15 protein-coding genes and 1 pseudogene are annotated in these 20,229 nt (G+C 66.5%); 13 read left to right on the forward strand and 3 right to left on the reverse strand.

Annotated features, from left to right (window positions below):
* Positions 1 to 7 precede the first annotated feature (7 nt).
* From ABE093_RS12260 to lepB, 9 genes are all read left to right on the forward strand, one after another.
* Positions 8 to 2,107: a RelA/SpoT family protein gene (locus tag ABE093_RS12260; protein ID WP_430761194.1), complete on the forward strand. Its 2,100-nt coding sequence runs from the start codon at positions 8 to 10 to the stop codon at positions 2,105 to 2,107.
* Entirely contained in the window at positions 2,107 to 2,949 is an 843-nt protein-coding gene (locus ABE093_RS12265; RefSeq protein WP_430761195.1) for an NAD-dependent epimerase/dehydratase family protein, read from the forward strand. The genes ABE093_RS12260 and ABE093_RS12265 overlap by 1 nt, the downstream gene beginning before the upstream one ends.
* The gene (locus ABE093_RS12270) at positions 2,931 to 3,923 is read left to right on the forward strand and encodes a glycosyltransferase family 2 protein (protein ID WP_430761196.1); all 993 of its coding nucleotides are present in this window, start codon (positions 2,931 to 2,933) and stop codon (positions 3,921 to 3,923) included. The genes ABE093_RS12265 and ABE093_RS12270 overlap by 19 nt, the downstream gene beginning before the upstream one ends.
* Positions 3,923 to 4,822 (forward strand): glycosyltransferase family 2 protein, encoded by a 900-nt coding sequence (locus tag ABE093_RS12275; protein ID WP_430761197.1) that lies wholly within the window; start codon positions 3,923 to 3,925, stop codon positions 4,820 to 4,822. Before ABE093_RS12270 ends, ABE093_RS12275 begins: the two co-directional genes overlap by 1 nt.
* A 63-nt stretch (positions 4,823 to 4,885) precedes the next feature.
* On the forward strand, positions 4,886 to 7,303 hold the full coding sequence (gene mrcB / locus ABE093_RS12280; RefSeq protein WP_430761198.1) for a penicillin-binding protein 1B: 2,418 nt from the start codon (positions 4,886 to 4,888) through the stop codon (positions 7,301 to 7,303).
* Positions 7,304 to 7,335: 32 nt separating this feature from the next.
* Complete coding sequence (locus ABE093_RS12285) at positions 7,336 to 9,261, forward strand: ATP-dependent DNA helicase (RefSeq protein ID WP_430761199.1); 1,926 nt, start codon at positions 7,336 to 7,338, stop codon at positions 9,259 to 9,261.
* Between the two features lie 3 nt (positions 9,262 to 9,264).
* Complete coding sequence (gene tsaB / locus ABE093_RS12290; protein ID WP_430761200.1) at positions 9,265 to 9,975, forward strand: tRNA (adenosine(37)-N6)-threonylcarbamoyltransferase complex dimerization subunit type 1 TsaB; 711 nt, start codon at positions 9,265 to 9,267, stop codon at positions 9,973 to 9,975.
* The gene (locus ABE093_RS12295; protein ID WP_430761201.1) at positions 9,972 to 11,120 is read left to right on the forward strand and encodes a hypothetical protein; all 1,149 of its coding nucleotides are present in this window, start codon (positions 9,972 to 9,974) and stop codon (positions 11,118 to 11,120) included. Before tsaB ends, ABE093_RS12295 begins: the two co-directional genes overlap by 4 nt.
* A 98-nt stretch (positions 11,121 to 11,218) precedes the next feature.
* Positions 11,219 to 11,842: a signal peptidase I gene (gene lepB, locus ABE093_RS12300; protein WP_430761202.1), complete on the forward strand. Its 624-nt coding sequence runs from the start codon at positions 11,219 to 11,221 to the stop codon at positions 11,840 to 11,842.
* 10 nt (positions 11,843 to 11,852) lie between these two features.
* On the opposite strand, the gene ABE093_RS12305 is transcribed toward lepB, so the two are convergent.
* Together ABE093_RS12305 and gshB are read right to left on the reverse strand one after the other, a co-directional pair.
* Positions 11,853 to 12,743, reverse strand: a complete 891-nt coding sequence (locus ABE093_RS12305; RefSeq protein ID WP_430761203.1) for an energy transducer TonB — start codon at positions 12,741 to 12,743, stop codon at positions 11,853 to 11,855.
* Positions 12,740 to 13,690 (reverse strand): glutathione synthase, encoded by a 951-nt coding sequence (gene gshB / locus ABE093_RS12310; RefSeq protein WP_430761204.1) that lies wholly within the window; start codon positions 13,688 to 13,690, stop codon positions 12,740 to 12,742. The genes ABE093_RS12305 and gshB overlap by 4 nt, the downstream gene beginning before the upstream one ends.
* Positions 13,691 to 13,871: 181 nt before the next feature.
* On the opposite strand from gshB, the gene pilG reads away from it, so the two are divergent.
* The 4 genes and pseudogenes from pilG to ABE093_RS12330 all read left to right on the forward strand — a co-directional run.
* Positions 13,872 to 14,273, forward strand: coding sequence for a twitching motility response regulator PilG (gene pilG / locus ABE093_RS12315; protein WP_430761205.1), 402 nt, complete (start codon positions 13,872 to 13,874; stop codon positions 14,271 to 14,273).
* A gap of 4 nt (positions 14,274 to 14,277) precedes the next feature.
* Complete coding sequence (locus tag ABE093_RS12320) at positions 14,278 to 14,814, forward strand: chemotaxis protein CheW (protein WP_430761206.1); 537 nt, start codon at positions 14,278 to 14,280, stop codon at positions 14,812 to 14,814.
* A 78-nt stretch (positions 14,815 to 14,892) separates the two neighbouring features.
* On the forward strand, positions 14,893 to 16,908 hold the full coding sequence (locus tag ABE093_RS12325; protein WP_430761207.1) for a methyl-accepting chemotaxis protein: 2,016 nt from the start codon (positions 14,893 to 14,895) through the stop codon (positions 16,906 to 16,908).
* A gap of 2,135 nt (positions 16,909 to 19,043) precedes the next feature.
* Positions 19,044 to 19,754: pseudogene (locus tag ABE093_RS12330) on the forward strand (Hpt domain-containing protein); the annotation flags it as partial.
* A gap of 43 nt (positions 19,755 to 19,797) precedes the next feature.
* Here the strand turns inward: ABE093_RS12330 and ABE093_RS12335 are convergent.
* The coding region (locus ABE093_RS12335) for a pentapeptide repeat-containing protein (protein ID WP_430761210.1) at positions 19,798 to 20,229 on the reverse strand (432 nt) is incomplete at its 5' end.

Here is a 20,229-nt window from a genome sequence, read left to right on the forward strand (position 1 = left end):
CGGGACGATGTCCACTTCTTCAGCCACTCCCGTCGTGTTGAACCATGCCTTGCTGGCGGGGTTGCCGGCGGAGCGTGCGCAGGCGTTGCATTCGGCACTGGTGGAGGCACCGGTTCCGTCGTGGTTGCCGCAGGCGCTCGATGCATTGGCCGCGCTCGGCGCCGATGCCGATACCGCGATCGCCGCGACGATCGGCGCCAGCGGCGCCGCGCTGCCGGAGAGCGAACGCGGCGCGTTGGCGGAATTGATCGAAGGCCAATCAGCGGAACGCCAGGTATTGGCCTTGCACGGCCAGTCTGCCGGCGGCAGCAATCCCGAGGGGCTGCGCCGCCTGTTGCTGGCGATGACACGCGACCTGCGCGTGGTGCCGATCCTGCTGGCGACGCGCCTCGCCGAACTGCGCTCGCTCGCCGATCGTCGCGACGATGCCACCTTGGCGCTGGCGCGCGCGGTGCGCGACATCCACGCGCCATTGGCCAATCGCCTCGGCGTGTGGCAATTGAAGTGGGAATTGGAGGATCTCGCCTTCCGGGTGTTGTCGCCCGACGATTACCGTCGCGTCGCCAGCCTGGTCGACGAACGCCGTCGTGAACGCGAACACGACATCAACACCGCGAAGAAGGGGCTGGAAACCGCGCTGCAGGAACACGCCATCAAGGCGACAGTCAGCGGTCGACCCAAGCACATCTACAGCATCTGGCGGAAGATGGAGCGCAAGTCGCTGCCGTTCGAGGCCTTGCACGACCTGCGCGCGCTGCGGGTGATGGTCGACAGCGTCGCCGATTGCTACGCCGCGCTCGGTGTCGCCCATGCGCTGTGGCCGCCGGTGCCGGGGGAATTCGACGATTACATCGCCCGTCCCAAGCACAACGACTATCGCTCGCTGCACACCGCGGTGGTCGGTCCTGCCGGCAAGGTCTTCGAGATCCAGTTCCGCACCCATGAAATGCATCGCAGCGCCGAACTCGGCGTTGCCGCGCATTGGCGCTACAAGGAAGGCGGGCCATCCGACAGCGCGCTGGAACGACGCGTGGTGTGGATGCGCCAGCTGCTCGACGTGCAGACGCAGGGCGGCGATGCCGCACTGGCCGAGGAATTCGACAGCGAATTGGTCGAAGACCGCATCTACGCGCTGACGCCGCGTGGCGAGGTGGTCGACCTGCCGACCGGTTCGACGCCGCTGGATTTCGCCTATCGCCTGCATACCGAGCTCGGCCACCGCTGCCGCGGCGCGCGCGTCGATGGCCGCATCGTGCCGCTCGATACGCCGCTCGCTACCGGCCAGCGCGTCGAGATCATCGCCGGCAAGGAAGCGACGCCACGCCGCGACTGGCTGCTGCCGGGCAATCGCTATCTCGTCAATGCGCGCTCGCGCGACAAGGTGCGGGCGTGGTTCCGCAAGCTCGATCGCGCGCGCAACGTGCAGGTCGGGCGTGAAATGCTCGAGCGCGAACTCAAGCGCTACGGTCGCGCCCGCAGTCCGCTCGAGCCGGTGCTGGATCGATTCCAGCAAGTCAACAGCGTCGACGAGTTGTACATGCGGGTGGCACTTGGCGAAATCGGCCCGACGCAGGTCCTGCGGGCGATCACCGATGCCGAGCGCAGCGAACCGGAAGAGAGCGAGCCGACGACGATCCGCAGCGGTCGCGAATCCGCGCCCGTGCCGTCGAATCGCCTGCGCATCGGTGGCCTCGAGAATCTCGTTTCGCAGATCGCGCGTTGCTGCCAGCCGGTGCCGGGCGAACCGGCGGTCGGTTACCTCACCCGCGAGCACCAGGTGAGCGTGCATCGCGCCGATTGCCCCACGCTGTTGCGCATGGCCGAGCGCGCACCGGATCGGGTGGTCGATGTCGAATGGGGTCGCCACGAGACCCAGCGCGTGGCGCTTGTGGTGGAGGGCGAGGATCGTCCGCTGCTGGCGCGCGACATCGTCAACGTGGTGGCGCAGGCCGGTTGCGCGATGGACGCACTGGAAATGCATACGTCGAAACAGGGCGTGCAGGCGCGGATGCAGGTACGCGTGCGCGATGTCGACCAATTGGCGCAGCTCACCGATGCATTGCTGGCGTTGCGTGGCGTGCGCGCGGCGCGGAGGCCGCGGTCCTGATGCGCATTCTCCTGACCGGCGCGACCAGCCAGCTCGGGCATGCCGCGTTGCCGCTGCTGGCGAACGAGGGAGCGGAGGTGATCGCGTTGTCGCGTGATCCGCGCTCCACACCTGTCAATCAAATCGAATGGGTGCAGGGTGTGTTGCCCGATGCCATGCCGGACTTGTCGAGGCTCGACGCTATCGTCAGCTTCGGACCGCTCGATGGCCTGGCGGAGTGGTTGTCGGCGAAGTCGGATGCGCCGACGCCGATCGTCGTCGCGGCCAGTTCGATGAGTGCGGTGAGCAAGCGCGATTCTGGCGTGTCCGAGGATCGTGCCGTCGCCGAACGGCTGCTGCGAGGCGAAGCCGCATTGCAACGCGAGTGCGAGCGACTCGGCATGCGCTGGACCATCCTGCGGCCGACGATGATTTACGGCGTCGGGCTCGACCGCAACCTGACGCCGGTCGCACGACGCGCGCTGCGCTCGCGCATGTTCCCGATTCCGCCAGGCAGTGGACTGCGCCAGCCGGTGCATGCGCAGGATGTCGCGCAGGCCGCGTTGTCGGCCGTGCGGAACGAAGCCGCTTCTTCGCGCATCATCGAACTCGGCGGCGGCGAACGCCTGCGCGTGGACGAGATGTTCCGCCGGGTGCGTGCCAGCCTCGAACGTTCGACATTCCCGTTGGCAGTACCTTCTGCTGCGCTGCCATTGGCGGCCCGACTGCTGCCGCGCCTGCGCGGTGCCTTGTCGCGACTCGACCAGGATCTCGTTGCCGACAACACTGTTGCGATCGACGTGCTGGGCGTGCAGCCGCGCCCGTTTCGTCCGACCATGGCGACATGGCAGGTGCAGTCATGACCGGGGCGAATGGTTTGCGTTGTGCAGTGGTGCTGTGCAGCTGGAACGGCGGGCGCTACCTGCCCCAGCAACTCGACAGCCTGCGCGCGCAGACGCAACGCATCGATCAATACGTGCTGTCGGACGATGGTTCGACGGACGACAGCTGGGACTTGTTGCAGTCCTTCGCGCAGGAGCAACGCGCCGCTGGCGTCGATGTGGTGCTTCATCGCAATGTCGAAGCCTCCGGCTACGTCCATCATTTCGAACAGGCATTGGCGCGTGCCGATGCCGATGTCTTGTTTACTTGCGACCAGGACGATGCCTGGCATCCTGAAAAGATCGCCACGATGCTGGCTGGGTTCGCCGGCGATCCATCCTTGCTGGTCCTGCATTCCGATGCGCGATTGGTGGATGGCGCCGGTGTGCCGACCGGACGCGGGCTGTTCGACGTGCTGGAAGTGACGCCCCGCGAGCTGGCGGCCATGCATCGCGGCGATGCCTTCGACGTGCTGCTGCGGCGGAACATCGTCACCGGCGCAACGATGGCCCTGCGTCGCGAAGTGCTGGCGCTGGCGACACCATTCGCGGCGCATTGGGCCCACGACGAATGGATGGCGATGATCGCGTCGATGCACGGCCGCGTCGATACCCTCGAACGCCCCTTGATCGACTATCGCCAGCATGGCGGCAACCAGATTGGCGCGCGCGAACGTTCGGTACTGCAGAAACATTTCGGAATCGGCGTTTCAAGGCGCGACTATTTGAAGCGGCAGGTCTCGCGCTTGGAGGAACTCGCAGCGAAATCCCTGGCGATTCCCGCAATTTCCGAAGCGGTGGAGGATCGGTTGTCTTACGCCAAATCGCGCCGTGACCTGCCGCCGCCATCGTTCGGGCGCATCGGTCATGTATGGCGCGAACTGCAGCGCGGCGGCTACCATCGCTTCGGCTCCGGTCTGCGCTCCGCGTTCGCCGATCTCGCGGGGCTGGACTGATGGCGAACGCATCTTCCATCGCCGCGATCGTGGTGACCTATCGACCCGATATCGCCACCCTGGAAGCATTGGTCGACGCCTTGCTCCCGCAGGTCGAGCGCCTGTGGCTGGTCGACAACGCATCGACGAACGTCGAAGCGATCCGCGCGCTCGTGACGACACGCAGCATCGACATCATCGCCAATGACAAGAACCTTGGCGTCGGTGCCGGACTCAACCAGGGCATTACAGCCGCGCGGGCAGCCGGCTGCACGGCTGTCCTGCTGATGGACCAGGACAGCCTGCCAGCCGACGAAATGGTGGCCCGGCTCCGGGAAGCACTGGACTCCGGGGGCGAACGACTGGCAGCGGTCGGCCCCGCCCACGTCGATGCCCGCACCGGCGATGTGGCGCCGTTCGTGCGCATCGGTTTTCCGTTCAACCACAAATTGCAGCCTGCCACGGGCGAGGTCGTCGACTGCGATTTCCTGATCACCTCGGGCTGCCTGATCCCGCTGCGTGCGATCGACGCGATCGGCGACATGGACGCCGGGCTGTTCATCGACAACGTCGATCTCGAATGGTGCTTCCGCGCCAGGGCGCGCGGATACCGCCTGGCCGGAGTGGCCGACGCCGAGATGGAGCACCGTATCGGCGATCGCCTGCACTGGCGGCCGGGCGGGCGGGCGATCGTGCACGGACCGACGCGGCTGTACACCATCATGCGCAACCGCGTGCTGCTGTACCGCCGGCCGGGGACGCCGTGGCGCTGGATCGCCCAGGACGTCCCGCGCGCGATCCTGAAATTCCTCGGGTTTTCGCTGGTGGTGGCCCCCCGTGGCGCCAACCTGAAGGCGATGTGCCGCGGCCTGCGCGATGGACTGGCGGGCCGGGAAGGCCCTGACCCGGATGCGGGCTGAATGCCGACGACGTGGTGATGCCGTTCTGCTCTAGACTGCCCCTTTCCAACCGCGGTTGCTTGCGTGGCGCGCATCGATAACGACGACGAAGACGACGATCTCGAGTACGAGGACGGCAGCAGCGGCGAATCGCGTCCGTGGACACGGCGGCTGATCAAGTTGTTCCTGGCCTGCCTCGGGATTGGCCTGGGATTCCTGATCCCGTACATGCTCTATCTGAATCATCAGGTCACGCTGCGCTTCGACCAGTTGCGCTGGCAGTTGCCGACGCGCGTCTACGCCCGCCCGTTGCAGTTGCAGCCGGGGATCGCGCTGGACACCGCGACGCTCAAGACCGAGCTCGACGCGGCCGCGTACTACAACGACGGCATCGGCGACCGTCCCGGCACCTACGCGGTGAAGGGTGGCCATGCGCTGATTTCCAGCCGTGGCTTCGACGATATCGGCGGCCATATCGCGGGGCATCGCATCGACGTCACGCTGGGCGACGATCGCGTCGTCGCCGTCAGCGATCGCGATACCCGCAAGACCGTGGCGGCAACCCGTCTCGATCCCGCGCGCATCGCCACCCTCTACGGTCGTGCCCAGGAAGAGCGTCGCCTGGTCAGCCTCAACGAAGTGCCGGAAAAGCTGGTCACCGGCCTCCAGGCGGTCGAGGACAAGAATTTCGCCCGCCACCACGGCGTCGATCCGCTCGGCATGATGCGCGCGGTCTGGGTCGCGCTGCGTTCCGGTGGCGAGAGCCGCCAGGGTGCCAGCACGCTGACGCAACAGCTCGCGCGCAGCGGCCTGCTCGGCATCGGCAAGGAAGTGACGCCAAGCCGCAAGCTCAACGAAATCCTCTACGCCATCATCCTCGAGATGCGCTACGACAAGCGCACCATCCTCGAGACCTATCTCAACCAGGTCTATCTCGGCCAGCAGGGCTCGCAGGCGATCCACGGCATCGAATCGGCGTCGGAATTCTGGTTCGGACGCGACGTGCAATCGCTCAACAACGAGCAGATCGCGCTGATGATCGCCATCGTCCGCGGGCCGTCGTTCTACGATCCGCGCCGCCATCCCGATCGCGCGCTGGCGCGTCGCGGCTTCGTGCTCGACAAGATGCGCGAAAGCAACATCCTGACCCAGCAGGAATACGACGCCGCGATGAAGGCGCCCCTGGGCGTGACGCCGGCGCCCGGCAACGGGCCGCCGAATCGTTTCCCGGCCTATGTCGACCTCGTGCGCCGCCAGCTCGCCAGCGATTACTCCAGCGATTCGCTGCAAGGCGCCGGCCTTTCGGTGATGACGGCGATGTCGCCGTCGGCGCAGGCCTATGCCGAAGGTTCGGTCACCGCGACATTGGCCAAGATCGGTTCGCGCGGACGCCCGCCGTTGCAGGCAGGCCTCGTCGTCACCGATGTCCACAGCGGCGAAGTCGTCGCCGTGGTCGGCAGCCGCGATTTCCGCGAGCAGGGCTTCAACCGCGCGCTCGATGCGCAGCGGCCGATCGGTTCGCTGGTCAAGCCGTTCATGTACATGCTGGCACTGGCGCAGCCGTCGAAGTGGTCGCTCGCGACCTATGTCGAGGATGTTCCGGCCCAGGTGGTGCTCGGCAACGGCAAGATCTGGAATCCGGACAATTCCGACGGCGTGAGCCACGGCACGGTGCGGGTGATCGATGCGCTCGCGCATTCCTACAACCAGGCGACGGTGCGGATCGGCATGCAGGTCCAGCCCGAGCGTGTCAGCGAACTGCTCAAGGTGCTGGCCGGCCTCGACGTCAGCACGCAGCCGTCGGTGCTGCTCGGCGCCACCGACCAGAGCCCGTACGCGATGGCGCAGGCCTACCAGTTCCTCGCCAGCGACGGCGAGATCCAGCCGTTGCGCGCGGTGCGTGGCGTGCTCGATCCGCAGGGCAAGGCGGTGAATCGCTATGACAAGAAGCCGGCGCCTGCGCAGTCCGGCGACTCCGTGGCCGCGCACCTGATCACGGTGGCGTTGCAGCGCGCAGTGAGTTCCGGCACCGGCCATCAGTTGATGACGGATGGCTTCGGTCGCCTCACGCCCGCGGGCAAGACCGGTACCAGCAACGACAGTCGCGACAGCTGGTTCGCTGGCTGGACAGGCGATCATCTCGCGGTGATCTGGGTCGGCAACGACCAGAACCAGCCGACCGGACTCTATGGCGCGACCGGCGCGATGCGTGTGTGGTCGGGCATCTTCCGCAAGTTGCCGACTTCGGCATTGACGGTGAAGAACAAGGGTCTCGACTGGCAGTGGGTCTCGGGATCGGGCAGCACCGATGCCAGCTGCCCGGGTGCGCAGCGCCTGCCGTTCGTGCAGGGCTATGCGCCGGCGTACCAGCCGTGCAGTGCGGCCCTGCCGAATCCCGACGAGACGATCGACGGCCAGCCGGTCGATCCCAATGCATCCGACGCCAACGGAACCACCCCGGCGCCTGACCAGAACACGCAGCCGTCGGATACGCCGCAGTAAAACTGATGATGGATGGGCAATACGGAATGGAGATGAGCGCGCTCGCGCAGGCGGTCGATGCGGCGCTCGGCGAGGGGGGGGCGCTGGCGACGGCATTGCCGGCGTTCGCGACGCGGCCGGCGCAGCAACGGCTGGCAGTGGCGATCGCGCACGCGATCGAGCATCGCAATGAACTGCTGGCCGAAGCCGGCACCGGCACCGGCAAGACCTATGCCTATCTGGTGCCGCTGCTGATTTCGAAGCGCAAGGCCATCGTCTCGACCGGCACCCGTGCGTTGCAGGACCAGCTCTACCATCGCGATCTGCCGCGCGTTCGCGACGCGCTCGGCATCGGCGTCAAGACTGCGTTGCTGAAAGGGCGCGCCAACTATCTCTGCCGCTACCGGTTGGAACAGGCCAAGGGCGAACCGCGTTTCACTTCGCGCGAACAGGTTGCACAGTTCCAGCGCATCGTCACCTGGGGCGGACGCACCAAGATGGGCGATATCGCCGAGCTTGACGGTCTTGCCGACGACAGCCCCTTGTTGCCGCTGGTGACCAGTACCACCGACAACTGCCTCGGCAACGAATGCCCGTTCTGGTCGGAATGCTTCGTGGTGCAGGCGCGCCAGCGTGCGCAGTCCGCCGACATCGTGGTGGTCAACCACCATCTGCTGCTGGCCGATCTCGCCCTCAAGCAGGAAGGCTTCGGCGAAATCCTGCCCGGCGCCGAGACTTTCGTGGTCGACGAGGCCCACCAGTTGTCGGAACTCGCCGCGCTGTTCTTCGGCGAAGGGCTCGGTGCGCGCCAGATCGTCGAGCTCGCGCGCGATTGCATCACCGAAGCGAGGGATGTCGCCGCCGCGATTCCGGTGGTCGAACCGCCGGCGCAGCAGGTCGAGCGCCTGGCTCGCGACCTGCGCGCCGCGTTCGAGAACGCGCCACCGCGCGGGACCCGCCAGCGCGCATTGGCGATCGCCGAGGTCGAAGACGGTTTCATCGATCTGCTGGCCGCGCTGCAAGCCTTGCGCAGGGCGCTGGAAGGCGTGCGCGAATCCTCTCCGGGGCTTGATGCCTGCCACGCCCGTGCCGGCGATGCCGTGACCAAGCTCGAACGCTGGCTCGATGTCGCCGTCGACGACAGCGACGACGTCTGCTGGTACGAACTGACGCCACGCGGTTTTCGCATCCAGCGCACGCCGCTCGATGTTTCCGGACCGCTGCGCCAGCATCGCGAGCAGTCGAAGGCGGCGTGGATCTTCACCTCTGCCACGCTTGCGGTGGGCGGTGAATTCCTCCACGCCAGCAAGCGCCTCGGCTTGTGGGAACCGGAAACGGTGCTCGAACCGAGCCCGTTCGATTGGCAAACGAATTCGCTGCTGTACCTGCCGAAAGGATTGCCCGAGCCTTCCGATCGCGGTTTCACCGCCGCCGTGGTCGATGCGGTGCGGCCGGTCCTCGAGGCATCCAAGGGTCGAGCCTTCGTGCTGTTCGCTTCGCATCGCGCCCTGCGCGAAGCCGCCGAATTGCTGCGCGATGCGCCATGGCCGCTGTTCGTGCAGGGGCAGGCGCCGCGCGGGCAGCTATTGGAGCGTTTCCGCGCGTCCGGCAACGGCGTGCTGCTCGGTACCGCCAGTTTCCGCGAAGGCGTCGACGTGGTCGGCGATGCCTTGAGCGTGGTGGTGATGGACAAACTGCCGTTCGCCGCGCCCGACGACCCGGTGTTCGAGGCGCGGCTGGATGCGATTCGCCGCGCCGGCGGGGTGCCGTTCCGCGACGAACAATTGCCGCAGGCGGTGATCGCGCTCAAGCAGGGCGTCGGCCGCCTGATCCGCAGCGAGCGCGACCGCGGCGTGCTGGTGCTCTGCGATCCACGCCTGACCAACAAGAGTTACGGCAAGATCTTCCTGGATTCGCTGCCGCCGATCCCGCGCAGTCGCGATGTCGAAGACGTGCGCGCCTTCTTTTCGGATAATTGAGCGATGAAGCTGCTGGCCATCGAAACCGCCACGGAAGCCTGCTCGGTCGCGCTATGGAGCGACGGCGAAGTGCGCGAGCGCTTCGAGATCGCGCCGCGTCGCCACGCCGAATTGACATTGCCATGGTGCGATGCGTTGCTGGCCGAAGCGGGAATCTCCCGCGCGCAGCTCGATGCAATCGCGGTCGGACGCGGCCCCGGCGCCTTCACCGGCGTGCGCCTCGCCATCGCCATCGCCCAGGGCATTGCGCTGGGACTGGATCGCCCGCTGGTGCCGCTGTCGACGCTGCAGGTGCTGGCAGCGGGCGCGAATGCCGGAGAAGGCGATCGCGTGCTCGCCGCCATCGACGCGCGCATGCACGAAGTCTATTGGGCGGGTTATCGCCTGCACGACGGGATGCTTGAGGAGATTTCTCCGGAACGCGTCGTTGCACCTGCGCAGGTGACGATCGAAGGCGACGGCTGGCATGGCATCGGCACCGGGTTTTCCGCCGGCGAATCGGAACTGGCGACGCGATTGGCGCCGCAACTGGCGACGATCGATGCATCGGCGCTGCCGCATGCCGCCGATCTCGCGCGATTGGCCGCGGCTGCCTTCACACGCGGTGTCGCGGTGTCGCCTGACCTGGTCGAGCCTGCCTATCTGCGCAACAACGTCGCGCTCACCCTCGTCGAACAACAGGCCGCACGCGCCCACAAGGATGCTTCGCGATGAGCGCACGCTGGAAGCGTGTTTGCTTCGGGCTTGCAGCGATCATTTGCGGTGCCGCCCAGGCCGACGAGCCCGGCAAGGTCTGGCAGGGCACGCTCGGCCCGAACGAAGTCGTGGTCAAGATCAATGCGCCAGCGAAGGGCAGCGCCGATCTCGAAGGCCGGTATTTCTACCGTCGCCATCGCATGGATATCCAGTTGCAAGGCAAGGCATCCGCGGATGGGCGGATCACGTTGCAGGAAGGCCTGCGTGATGACGAGCCGCATCCCGGCTGGAAGATGCAGATCCCGGCGCGGGATCGCTGGGATGGCGAATGGCTCGGGCCGAAGGGCAGGCGGTTGCCGATCCATCTGCGCAGCCTTGAATCAAGTTCGAGCGTGAGTGCGCGCGAACCGGGCCTGCAGGCGGTGCGCGGCGACATCGACCGCTACGAATGGCTGCGCATGGCCGATCTCACCTTGCAGAAAAAGAAGCTGCAGCAGATCGATGGCTACACCCTGCAGTGGTTCCACCAGCCCGAAAGCGGCATCGACCTGTTCGAAGTGGTGTCCGGGTATCCCGAGGCGCAACTCCAGCACATCAACCGGACGCTGCGCATGAATCTGTGGAACTGGGTCGGCAATTACTACGACTGCATGTCGGGTGCGCGGGACGGCCAGGGCGAGTACGAGACCACCACCACGTTGCGCCACATCAGTCCGAAAATCCTCAGCGTCAGCCTGTTCAGCAGCTACTACTGCGGTGGCGCACATCCCGACTTCAGCGACGGGCCGATCAACATCGATCCGCGCGATGGCCGCGAGCTCGATCTCGACGACGTGCTCTGGCTGGGTCCGGGCAAGGTGTTGCACGAGGCGAAAGGCAATGCGTGGAACCAGGCGTGGTCCGACTACCGCAGCAAGCGCTTCGCGCCGTGGGCGGTTGCCCAGCTCAAGGCTGCCTATCCGTCCGAGTTCCGCACGGGCGAGGACGAATGCAACTACGACGATCCCGAAGTCTGGCAATTCGCGAACTGGTATGCGATGCCGAAGGGGATCCACATCTCGGCCTATTTCGCCCGCGTCGCCCGCAGTTGCGACGACCCGGACTGGGCGATCCTGCCGTGGAAGGCCGTCGACGCGCATCCCGGTGCCGTCCGCATCCATTGAATGAATCGTCGCTGCCCCGGTTGATCTGACTTCCGGCACATGCCCGCATGCTGCATCGGCGCGAGCCTGTGCCCGGAAAGTTCGGGATGGAGTTTCAAATGGATCGCCCACAGGACACAAAGGCACCGAAGCACCCGTGGTGGCATTGGCGCGGCGAATGGGCGCGCACCGCCGCCGTGCTGCTGCTGCTCGGTGTGTTTCGCGCCTCGTTCGCCAATCACTACGTGGTGCCGAGCGGCTCGATGCAGCCGACGCTCGAGCCCGGCGATCGCGTGCTGGTCGACATGCGCGCGCATGGTTGGCGCGTCCCCCTGACCACCTGGCACCTCACCCGCGGCCAACCGGTGCAGCGCGGCGAAGTCGTGATCTTCGATTCGCCGCGCGATGGCGTGCGACTGATCAAGCGCGTGGTCGCGGTCGGTGGCGACACGGTGGAAGTGCGCGACGGCCATCTGCGCATCAATGGCCAGTGGCTGTCGAACGGGCAGGGCACCGAGGAACGGTTTGGCGCGCATGCGGCCACGCTCGATCTCGACGATGGCGGCGGCCCCGATGTCGCGTCGATGCGGATTCCGCCGGGACAATTGCTGATGATGGGCGACCATCGCGGCAACAGCCTCGACGGGCGATTCTTCGGGCTGGTGCCGGAGGGCAAGGTTTACGGGCGCGCGACGGCAGTGTTCTGGCGGAGCGGCGAGGCGTTTACCTGGAAATCGCTTTAGGAGCCATGCTTCATCGATCGACGATCTCGCCGCCCGGCAAAAACTCCCACGTCCGCACCACGTGCAGCACATCGAGATTGTCGCTGGTCTTCGGCAGCGGCGGATAGGGTTCGGCGAGGCGGGCGATGCGCAACGCGGCGTCGTCGAGCAACTTGTTGCCGCTTGAACGCACAAGCTGCAGCGAATCGATGCTGCCGTCGCGACGGATGTCGATCCCGATCATCACCGAACCCTGCAACCTGCGTCGCCGTGCTTCCTCGGGATAGTTGAGGTTGCCGACCCGCTGCACGCGATCGACCCATTGCCGCAGGTAGCCGGCGTAGGCGTATTCGCGGGTGCTGGCGGAGACGTACTTGGTTTTCGGGCGCTTGGCGTATTGCCGCGTCTGCTCGTCGATCTCGGCGGCGAGTCGCGCCTCGCTCATGTCGACATCGACGCGGCGTTCGCCCGGAGGCAGCGGACGATCGCCGCGCGGCGAGGTGTCGCTGGCGGTCGCCGTGGCCTGCGGGCTGTCATGGGTGGTGATGACGCGGGTTTCCGGCGGCGGCTGCACGGTCGGCGCTTGTGCTTGCAGTTCGCGCGCTGCGACGCCCTCCTGCGGCGAGGGGGTGTCGCCGACCTGCGGATCGGTCGGGCGCGTCGTCTTGTCGTGCTCGCCGCCACCCTGGTTGGCGGCCTGGGCGAGGAAGTCCGCCTGCTTCGGCGTCAGCGGCGTCTGCACCTGGGTCAGGATCACGTCCAGCGTCGGCACCACCGGCGCCGCCTTGCCGATGGCGAAACCGACGCCGAGCAGCAGGACCGTATGCACCGCCAGCGATAGCAGGAAGGTCGCGCTCAGGCGCTGGCCCTCGCTGATGCGCGGCGGATCGACCGCGGGCAGGGCGTCGCTCGGCGTGCTCACGCAGCCAGTCGCGCTTCGATGGCGTCGAACAGCATCCCTGCGATATTGATCCCGAACTGCGCATCCAGCTCGCGGATGCAGGTCGGGCTGGTGACGTTCACCTCGGTCAGGTAATCGCCGATCACGTCGAGTCCGACGAACAGCATGCCGCGGCACTTCAGCTCGGGCGCGACCCGGGCGGCGATCCAGCGGTCGCGTTCGCTCAACGGTCGGCCTTCGCCACGGCCACCGGCGGCAAGATTGCCGCGGAATTCGTCGCCCTGCGGGATGCGGGCGAGGCAGTAATCGACCGGCACGCCATCGACCAGCAGCACGCGCTTGTCGCCATCGACGATTTCCGGGACATAGCGCTGGGCGATGGCGAGGTGTTGGCCGCCTTCGGTCAGCGTCTCCAGCATCACATTCAGGTTGGGATCGCCACGGCTGGCTCGGAAGATCGAACGTCCGCCCATGCCGTCCAGCGGCTTCAACACGGCTTCGCCCTGTTCATGCACGAAGGCCTTGAGTGCCTTGGCATCGCGACTGACCAATGTGGGCACGCAGCATTCCGGGAACCACAGCGCGGCCAGCTTCTCGTTCATGTCGCGCAGGCCCTGCGGATCATTGACCACCAGCGCGCCCTGGCGCTGGGCCAGCGTCAGGATCTGGGTGTCGTGGACGAAATCGGGATCGACCGGCGGATCCTTGCGCATCAGCACGATGTGGCGTGCATCGAACCGGAGCGGCTCGAATGCGCCCAGCTCGAACCAGTCGGCCTTGTCGTCACGCACCTGCAGCAAGGCGGCCTCGGCACCGGCCACGCCGTCGCTGATCGACAGCCCGCCGGGCCTGACGTAGCGGATCGGATAACCGCGTCTCTGCGCCTCCAGCAGCATGGCGAGAGTGGAGTCCTTGGCCGGTTTGATCGCGGCGATCGGATCCATCACCACCACCACTTCGTGACGCATGCCGTACTCCGCCGCCCTCGTTAGATGTGCAGATGGTAGCAATATCGATCCGCAGCAATTGGCGGAATGCGGGGAAATTACATCGTTTTCGTCACGCCGGCTTGACATGCCATGCGGCGGATGGAACATTCGCACGGATGGCCGCTTCCCCCGGCGTGCCCCCGTTTCTCAGGACAGGTGGATGGAAGGCAACAACAGCCACGAACGCTTCAGCGGCCTCAAGGTGATGGTCATCGACGACTCGAAGACCATCCGTCGTACTGCGGAATCGCTGCTCAAGCGCGAAGGTTGCGACGTGGTCACGGCGAGCGACGGCTTCGAGGCGCTGGCCAAGATCGTCGAGCAGCACCCACACATCATCTTCGTCGACGTGATGATGCCGCGCCTCGATGGCTACCAGACCTGTGCCCTGATCAAGAACAACCAGGTCTTCCGCTCGACGCCGGTGATCATGCTGTCGTCCAAGGACGGCCTGTTCGACAAGGCCAAGGGCCGGATCGTGGGGTCGGAGCAGTACCTGACCAAACCCTTCACCCGCGAAGAACTGCTGGGGGCCATCCAGGCCCATGTCCAGGGGAACTGAATAGATGGAATCGGGGCTCAGCGCCTACCGCTATCTGTGCGACCTCGACCAGCGCTGCCAGGCGCGGAACGTCGGGTTGCCGCAGATGTCCGCCAGCGAAGGCTGGCGCGGACTGGGCTATCGCGTCGGCGCCCACCAGCTGCTGTCCAGCTACGACGACATCGCCGAAATCCTGACCCTGCCGGAAACCACGCCGGTCCCGGGCGGCCAGGCGTGGCTGCTCGGCCTGGCCAACATCCGCGGCAACCTGCTGCCGGTGGTCGATCTCAAGCTGTTCCTGGAAGGCGAACGCACCGTGCTGCGCGAAGACCAGCGCATGCTGATCGTGCGCCAGCCGGGCGGCGACGTCGCGATCCTGATCGATGGCCTGTTCGGCCAGCGCATCTTCGGCGAACAGCAATCCACCGACCCGACCGAAATCGGCGAGGGGCGGTACGGGCACTTCATCCAGCGCGCATTCCATGCCGACGGCGAGACCTGGGGCGTCTTCGACTTGTCGCGGTTGGTCCGCACTCCGGAATTCAGGCAGGCCGCGGCCTGACCGCGGCATCCATCCACTCCACTCATCCACAGCAGCGCGGCACGGCAGCGCAACACGCGTCACCAAAGGGGCAAAACCATGAGCACCACAGCGGACAACATCCTCGGCAGGGCGCGTGCCGCCGGCAGTAACTTCTGGGCGATCATCCTCGCCGGGGCGTTGCTGGTGTTCCTGGTCAACGCAGGCTATTCGCTGTTCAAGTCCTCGCGCTACAGCAGCGCCAGCGGTGCGGTGGCCGACCTCCAGGTGCTGTCGCAGCAGTACGCCAACTTGAGCCGCGCCGCGGTAGACGGCAAGCCGGACGCCTTCAAGAACCTCAAGACGGTACGCGAGGACATCCAGAGGGCGATCAACGAAGTGGATTCGCGCTACGGCAGCGAAGCCGCGGTGTCCGCCGACATCACCCGCGTCAAGGCGACCTGGGCGCCGCTGGCCAAGAGTGGCGACGCCATCATCGGTTCCGAATCGGTGCTGACCGGCCTGTCCGGCAACGCCGACAAGTTCAGCGCACGCATCCCCGATCTCCAGGCCCAGCTCAACGAAGTCGTGGCTGGCCTGAGCAACGGCGGCGCCCCCGCCGCCCAGCAGCAGATCGCCATGCGCCAGATCGTGCTGGCATCCGGTATGGCCCGCCGCATCGCGGAAATCCGCGCCGGTGGCGCCGGCGCCCCGGTGGCCGGCAACGGCCTGCGCCAGGACTCGGGTCTGTTCGACCAGATCATGACCTCGCTGCGCGAGGGCGGCGTCATGGCCGCCAAGGTCACCACCGGTGCCGCGGTCTCGCCGTTGAACAAGGCGACCCTGATGTGGGGCGAGATGAAGAAGGATCTCGACGCCATCCTCGGCAACTCCAAGCAGCTGTTCGATGCCCAGGCGGCGTCCGACAAGATCGGGACCGGCGCCGACAAGTTGCTGGCCGACAGCCGCAAGCTGTTCAGCAGCTTCACCGCGAGCGGGTCGCTGAAGGACACCAACATCCTCGGTAACGTGTGGATCACCCTGCTGGCCGGTGCGCTGGCGGTGCTCTCGCTGGTCTTCCTGCTGGTCAACCAGTACCGCGCCCAGGCCCAGCGTCGCGCGGCGGTGGAAGAGCTGAACGCCCGTAACCAGCAGGCGATTATGCGTCTGCTCGACGAAATGGGTTCGCTCGCAGAAGGCGACCTGACCGTGAAGGCGACCGTGACCGAGGACGTGACCGGCGCGATTGCGGACTCGATCAACTTCGCCATCGAACAGCTGCGCAGCCTGGTGGGTACGATCAACGACACCTCGGTGCAGGTCGCGGCCGGTGCGCAGGAAACGCAGAACACCGCGCTCAACCTCGCCGAAGCGGCGGAACACCAGTCGCAGGAAATCACCCACGCCTCCGACCGCATCAGCGAAATCGCATCGAACATCAACCAGGTGTCGCGCAACTCGGCGCAGTCCGCGGAAGTGGCGCGCAAGTCGGTGGAAATCGCCACCAACGGTGCCGGCGTGGTGCGCCAGACGATCCAGGGCATGGACAACATCCGTGACCAGATCCAGGAAACCTCGAAGCGAATCAAGCGACTGGGCGAAAGCTCGCAGGAAATCGGCTCGATCGTGGAACTGATCAACGACATTTCCGAGCAGACGAACATCCTGGCGCTGAACGCGTCGATCCAGGCGGCATCGGCCGGCGAGGCGGGCCGCGGGTTCGCGGTCGTGGCCGACGAAGTGCAGCGACTCGCCGAACGCGCATCGCGCGCGACCAAGCGAATCGAAGGCCTGGTGCACACGATTCAGTCCGATACCAACGAAGCGGTCAGCTCGATGGAGCAGACGACCACGGAAGTGGTGCGTGGTGCGCGACTGGCCGAGGACGCCGGTACCGCGCTGGGTGAAATCGAACGCGTGTCGAGCGATCTTGCCGGCCTGATTGAAGGCATCTCGCACTCCGCCGAGCAGCAGTCGAGCGCGGCATCGAACATCACCCAGACGATGGATACGATCCGTTCGATTACCGCACAGACCTCGCAAGGCGCGAGCCAGACCGCGCAGTCGATCGGAACGCTGGCGCAGCTGGCAACCGACCTGCGTCGTTCGGTGGCCGACTTCAAGCTGCCGGCCTGAGCGACGGACGACCTCGTGACTGCACAGCAACACCTGGAAGGAACAGCTGAATGAGCGCGCTTCGCGAAGCGATCGAACACGCCACCTTGGGCTGGATCAAGCCCGAGCTGGATGCCGCGCTCAAGCAGGTCCAGACCGATGTCGAGGCCTATGCCGAGACGCCCTCGGACGTCGGGGCGATGCGCTCCGCCGCCGACCAGCTGCGCCAGATCGAAGGCACGCTGCGCATGCTGGAGCTGTACGCGCCGGCGATGGTCAGCGAGGAGATGCAGCATCTCGCCGCATCGGTTGCCGATGGCCAGCTGCCGGGTCGCGAGCATGAAGCCTGCGACGCGCTGCTGCGCGCGACGGTGCAACTGCCCGACTACCTCGAGCGCCTGCAGGGCGGTCATCGCGACATCCCGATCGTCCTGTTGCCGCTGCTCAACGATCTGCGCGCGCTGCGCAACGAGCAGCCGCTGGGCGAAGCGGTGCTGTTCGCACCCGATTTCAACCGCCCGCTGCCCGATGACGTGCCGCGCGCCGATGCCCTGGTCGCCGCGACCACGCTGTCCGGTGCACCGGCCATGCTCACCGCGCTCGATCGCGCGCTCGACAGCCTGAATCCCGGTCGCGGCCAGGCCGATGCCGCCGGTTTGCACGATGCGCTGTCCGGACTGCTCGGACTCGCGCAGGACGAAGACACCCGGCGCATGCTGTGGGTCGCCAGCGAATCCGCCGAAGCCTTGAACCAGGGTGCGCTGCCGGCCTCCACGTCGCTGCGCAATGCCTTTGCGCTGGTGGCGCGCGAAGCGCGCCAGGCGTTGCACGCCGATGGCCTGCGCGCCGGTTCCGCATCCGCGCTGTACGAACCCGTTCGCCAGTTGCTGCAACAGGTCGCCAACAGCCAGGCGTCGTCGCCGGCACTGGATCGCCTGCGCTCGGCCTTCGCCATCGGCAGCGAATCCAGCGTTTCCGAAAGTGAAATCGAACACGCCCGCAGCAGCGTCACCGGCGTCAATCGCGCGCTGCTCGATACCGTTGCCTCGGCGTTGAAGGAAGACGTGTTCCGGGTCAAGGACGCGCTCGATCTTCATCTGCGCAGTGGAACCACCGACACGTCGGAACTGTCGCCGCAGGTCGAGGCGCTCGGTCGCATCGGCGACACCCTGGGCATGCTCGGACTGGGCAGCGCCCGCGAGAACATGCATCGCCAGCGCGACACGCTTTCGCGCGTGGTCGATGGCAGCAACAAGGACAGCGAACAGGCCTTGCTCGATGTCGCCGGCGCCTTGCTGTTCGTCGACGCTTCGCTGGAAGACCAGGTCGCGCGCCTCGGCCAGGATCAATCGCTGGCGCCGTCGGAAGGCGGTGCGATGGGCGCATCCGACGCCGCGCAGTTGGTGACGGTGCTGATCCGCGAAGCGATCGCCAATTTCGGCGATGCCCGCCAGGGCTTCGTCGCCTTCGTCGAAACCGGTTGGGACCACGCCCAGCTCGCGGAAATCCCGCGCCTGCTCAACGAAGTCGGTGGTGCGCTCGGGATGCTGGAACTGCCGCAGGCCGCCGATTACCTGAAGGGCATTCGCCTCTACACCGAGCACGAACTGATCCGCAAGAAGCGCGTGCCCGGCAGCCAGCAGCTCGACACGCTCGCCGATGCGCTCGCCAGCACCGAGTACTACCTCGAAGCGCTGCGCGACAAGCGCGCCGATCGCGACGACATCCTCGCGATCACCCGCCAGAGCCTGGAAGCGCTGCATTACTGGCCGCTGCCGTCGGCGCCGGAAGTGGACGAATCGACGCCGATCGATTCCGAACTCGAAACCGCCTACGAAGGCCTGATGACGCAGCTCACCGGCGAGCCTGCGGCCGTTGTGCACGATGCGGTGCCGCCGCCGTTGCCGACGATGGCCGAGCCGGTCGTCGCCGCGCCCGCCGCCGAAGAGCCGGTGGTTTTGGAGCCGGTCTTCGTGGCCGCCGAAGCTGCCAATGCGCCTGTTGCTGTTGCTGCACCCGTGGCCGCGGTCGCGGGCGGCGCAGTGGCCGTGCGCGACGAGCTCGGCTTCGACCACGGCAAGGACGAGATCGACGACGAAATCCGCTCGATCTTCGTCGAGGAATTCGGCGAGGAGATCGGCAACCTCGACCAGCTGATGCCGGCATGGCTGGAACAGCCCAACGATGCCGAACGCCTGCGTCCGATCCGTCGCATCTTCCACACCCTGAAGGGCAGTGGTCGCCTGGTGGGCGCGACCCGCCTCGGCGAGTTCAGCTGGAAGATCGAGAACATGCTCAACCGCGTGCTCGATGGCACGCGTCCGGCCTCGCCGGCGGTGATCGGCCTGGTGCAGACCGCGGGCGCCAACCTGCCACATCTGCTCGCCGCACTCGAGAAGCATCCCGTCCCCGAATTGGATCTCGACGGCATCGCTGCCGTGGCCGATCGCGTCGCGGCGGGCGAAGACGTTGGATACACCGCTCCGGTTGCCGCGGCTGCTGCTCCCGTTGCCGAAGTCGTGGTCGAAGAAACGCATGCCCCGGCAGTTGTCGAACCGGAAGTCGTCGCGCACGTCGATGCGCCTGCCGTTGTCGAAGCTCCGGTCGCGCCCGCGATTCCTGCTGGCCATGTCCCGGTACAGGTCGATGCGGTCTTGCTGGAAATCCTCACGGCCGAAGTCGGCGGCCATGTCGCCACGGTCGAAACATGGCTGGATGGCGCGAAACAGTCGCCGCAGGTGCCGGATGACCTGCTGATCCGCGCCGTGCACACCATGAACGGTGCGTTCGCGATGGCGGAGGTGCCGGAAATCACCGAGGCAACCGGACCCGCCGAGGGCTACCTCAAGCGCCTTGGCGCGGCCGGGCAGCCGGTCGACGCACACGGGTTGTCCGCGTTGGGCGAATTGGTCACGCAGATCCACGCCACGGTGGCTGGCCTGCAGCAGGCTGCGCAGCATGTTCCGGCGCAGGCCGGTCTCGCCGCTGGCCTGGTCGCATTGCGCGATGCCTTGCCGGAAGTGCATCTGCCGGTCCACGACGTCGAAGCCGAACGCGTGGAAGCCGAGCGTGTCGAGTCCGAACGTGTCGAGGCCGAACGTGTCGAGGCCGAACGTGTCGAGGCCGAACGTGTCGAGGCCGAACGTGTCGAAGCAGAACGCCTCGAAGCCGAACGCCTCGAAGCCGAGCGTGTCGAAGCCGAGCGTGTCGAGGCCGAACGCGTCGAAGCCGAACGCGTCGAAGCCGAACGCGTCGAAGCCGAACGCATCGAAGCCGAACGCGCCGAAGCCGAACGCGCCGAAGCCGAACGTGCCGAAGCCGAACGTGCCGAAGCCGAGCGTG

It is taken from the genome of Solilutibacter silvestris, assembly GCF_050574925.1.
In the GTDB taxonomy this organism is placed as follows: domain Bacteria; phylum Pseudomonadota; class Gammaproteobacteria; order Xanthomonadales; family Xanthomonadaceae; genus Solilutibacter; species Solilutibacter silvestris_A.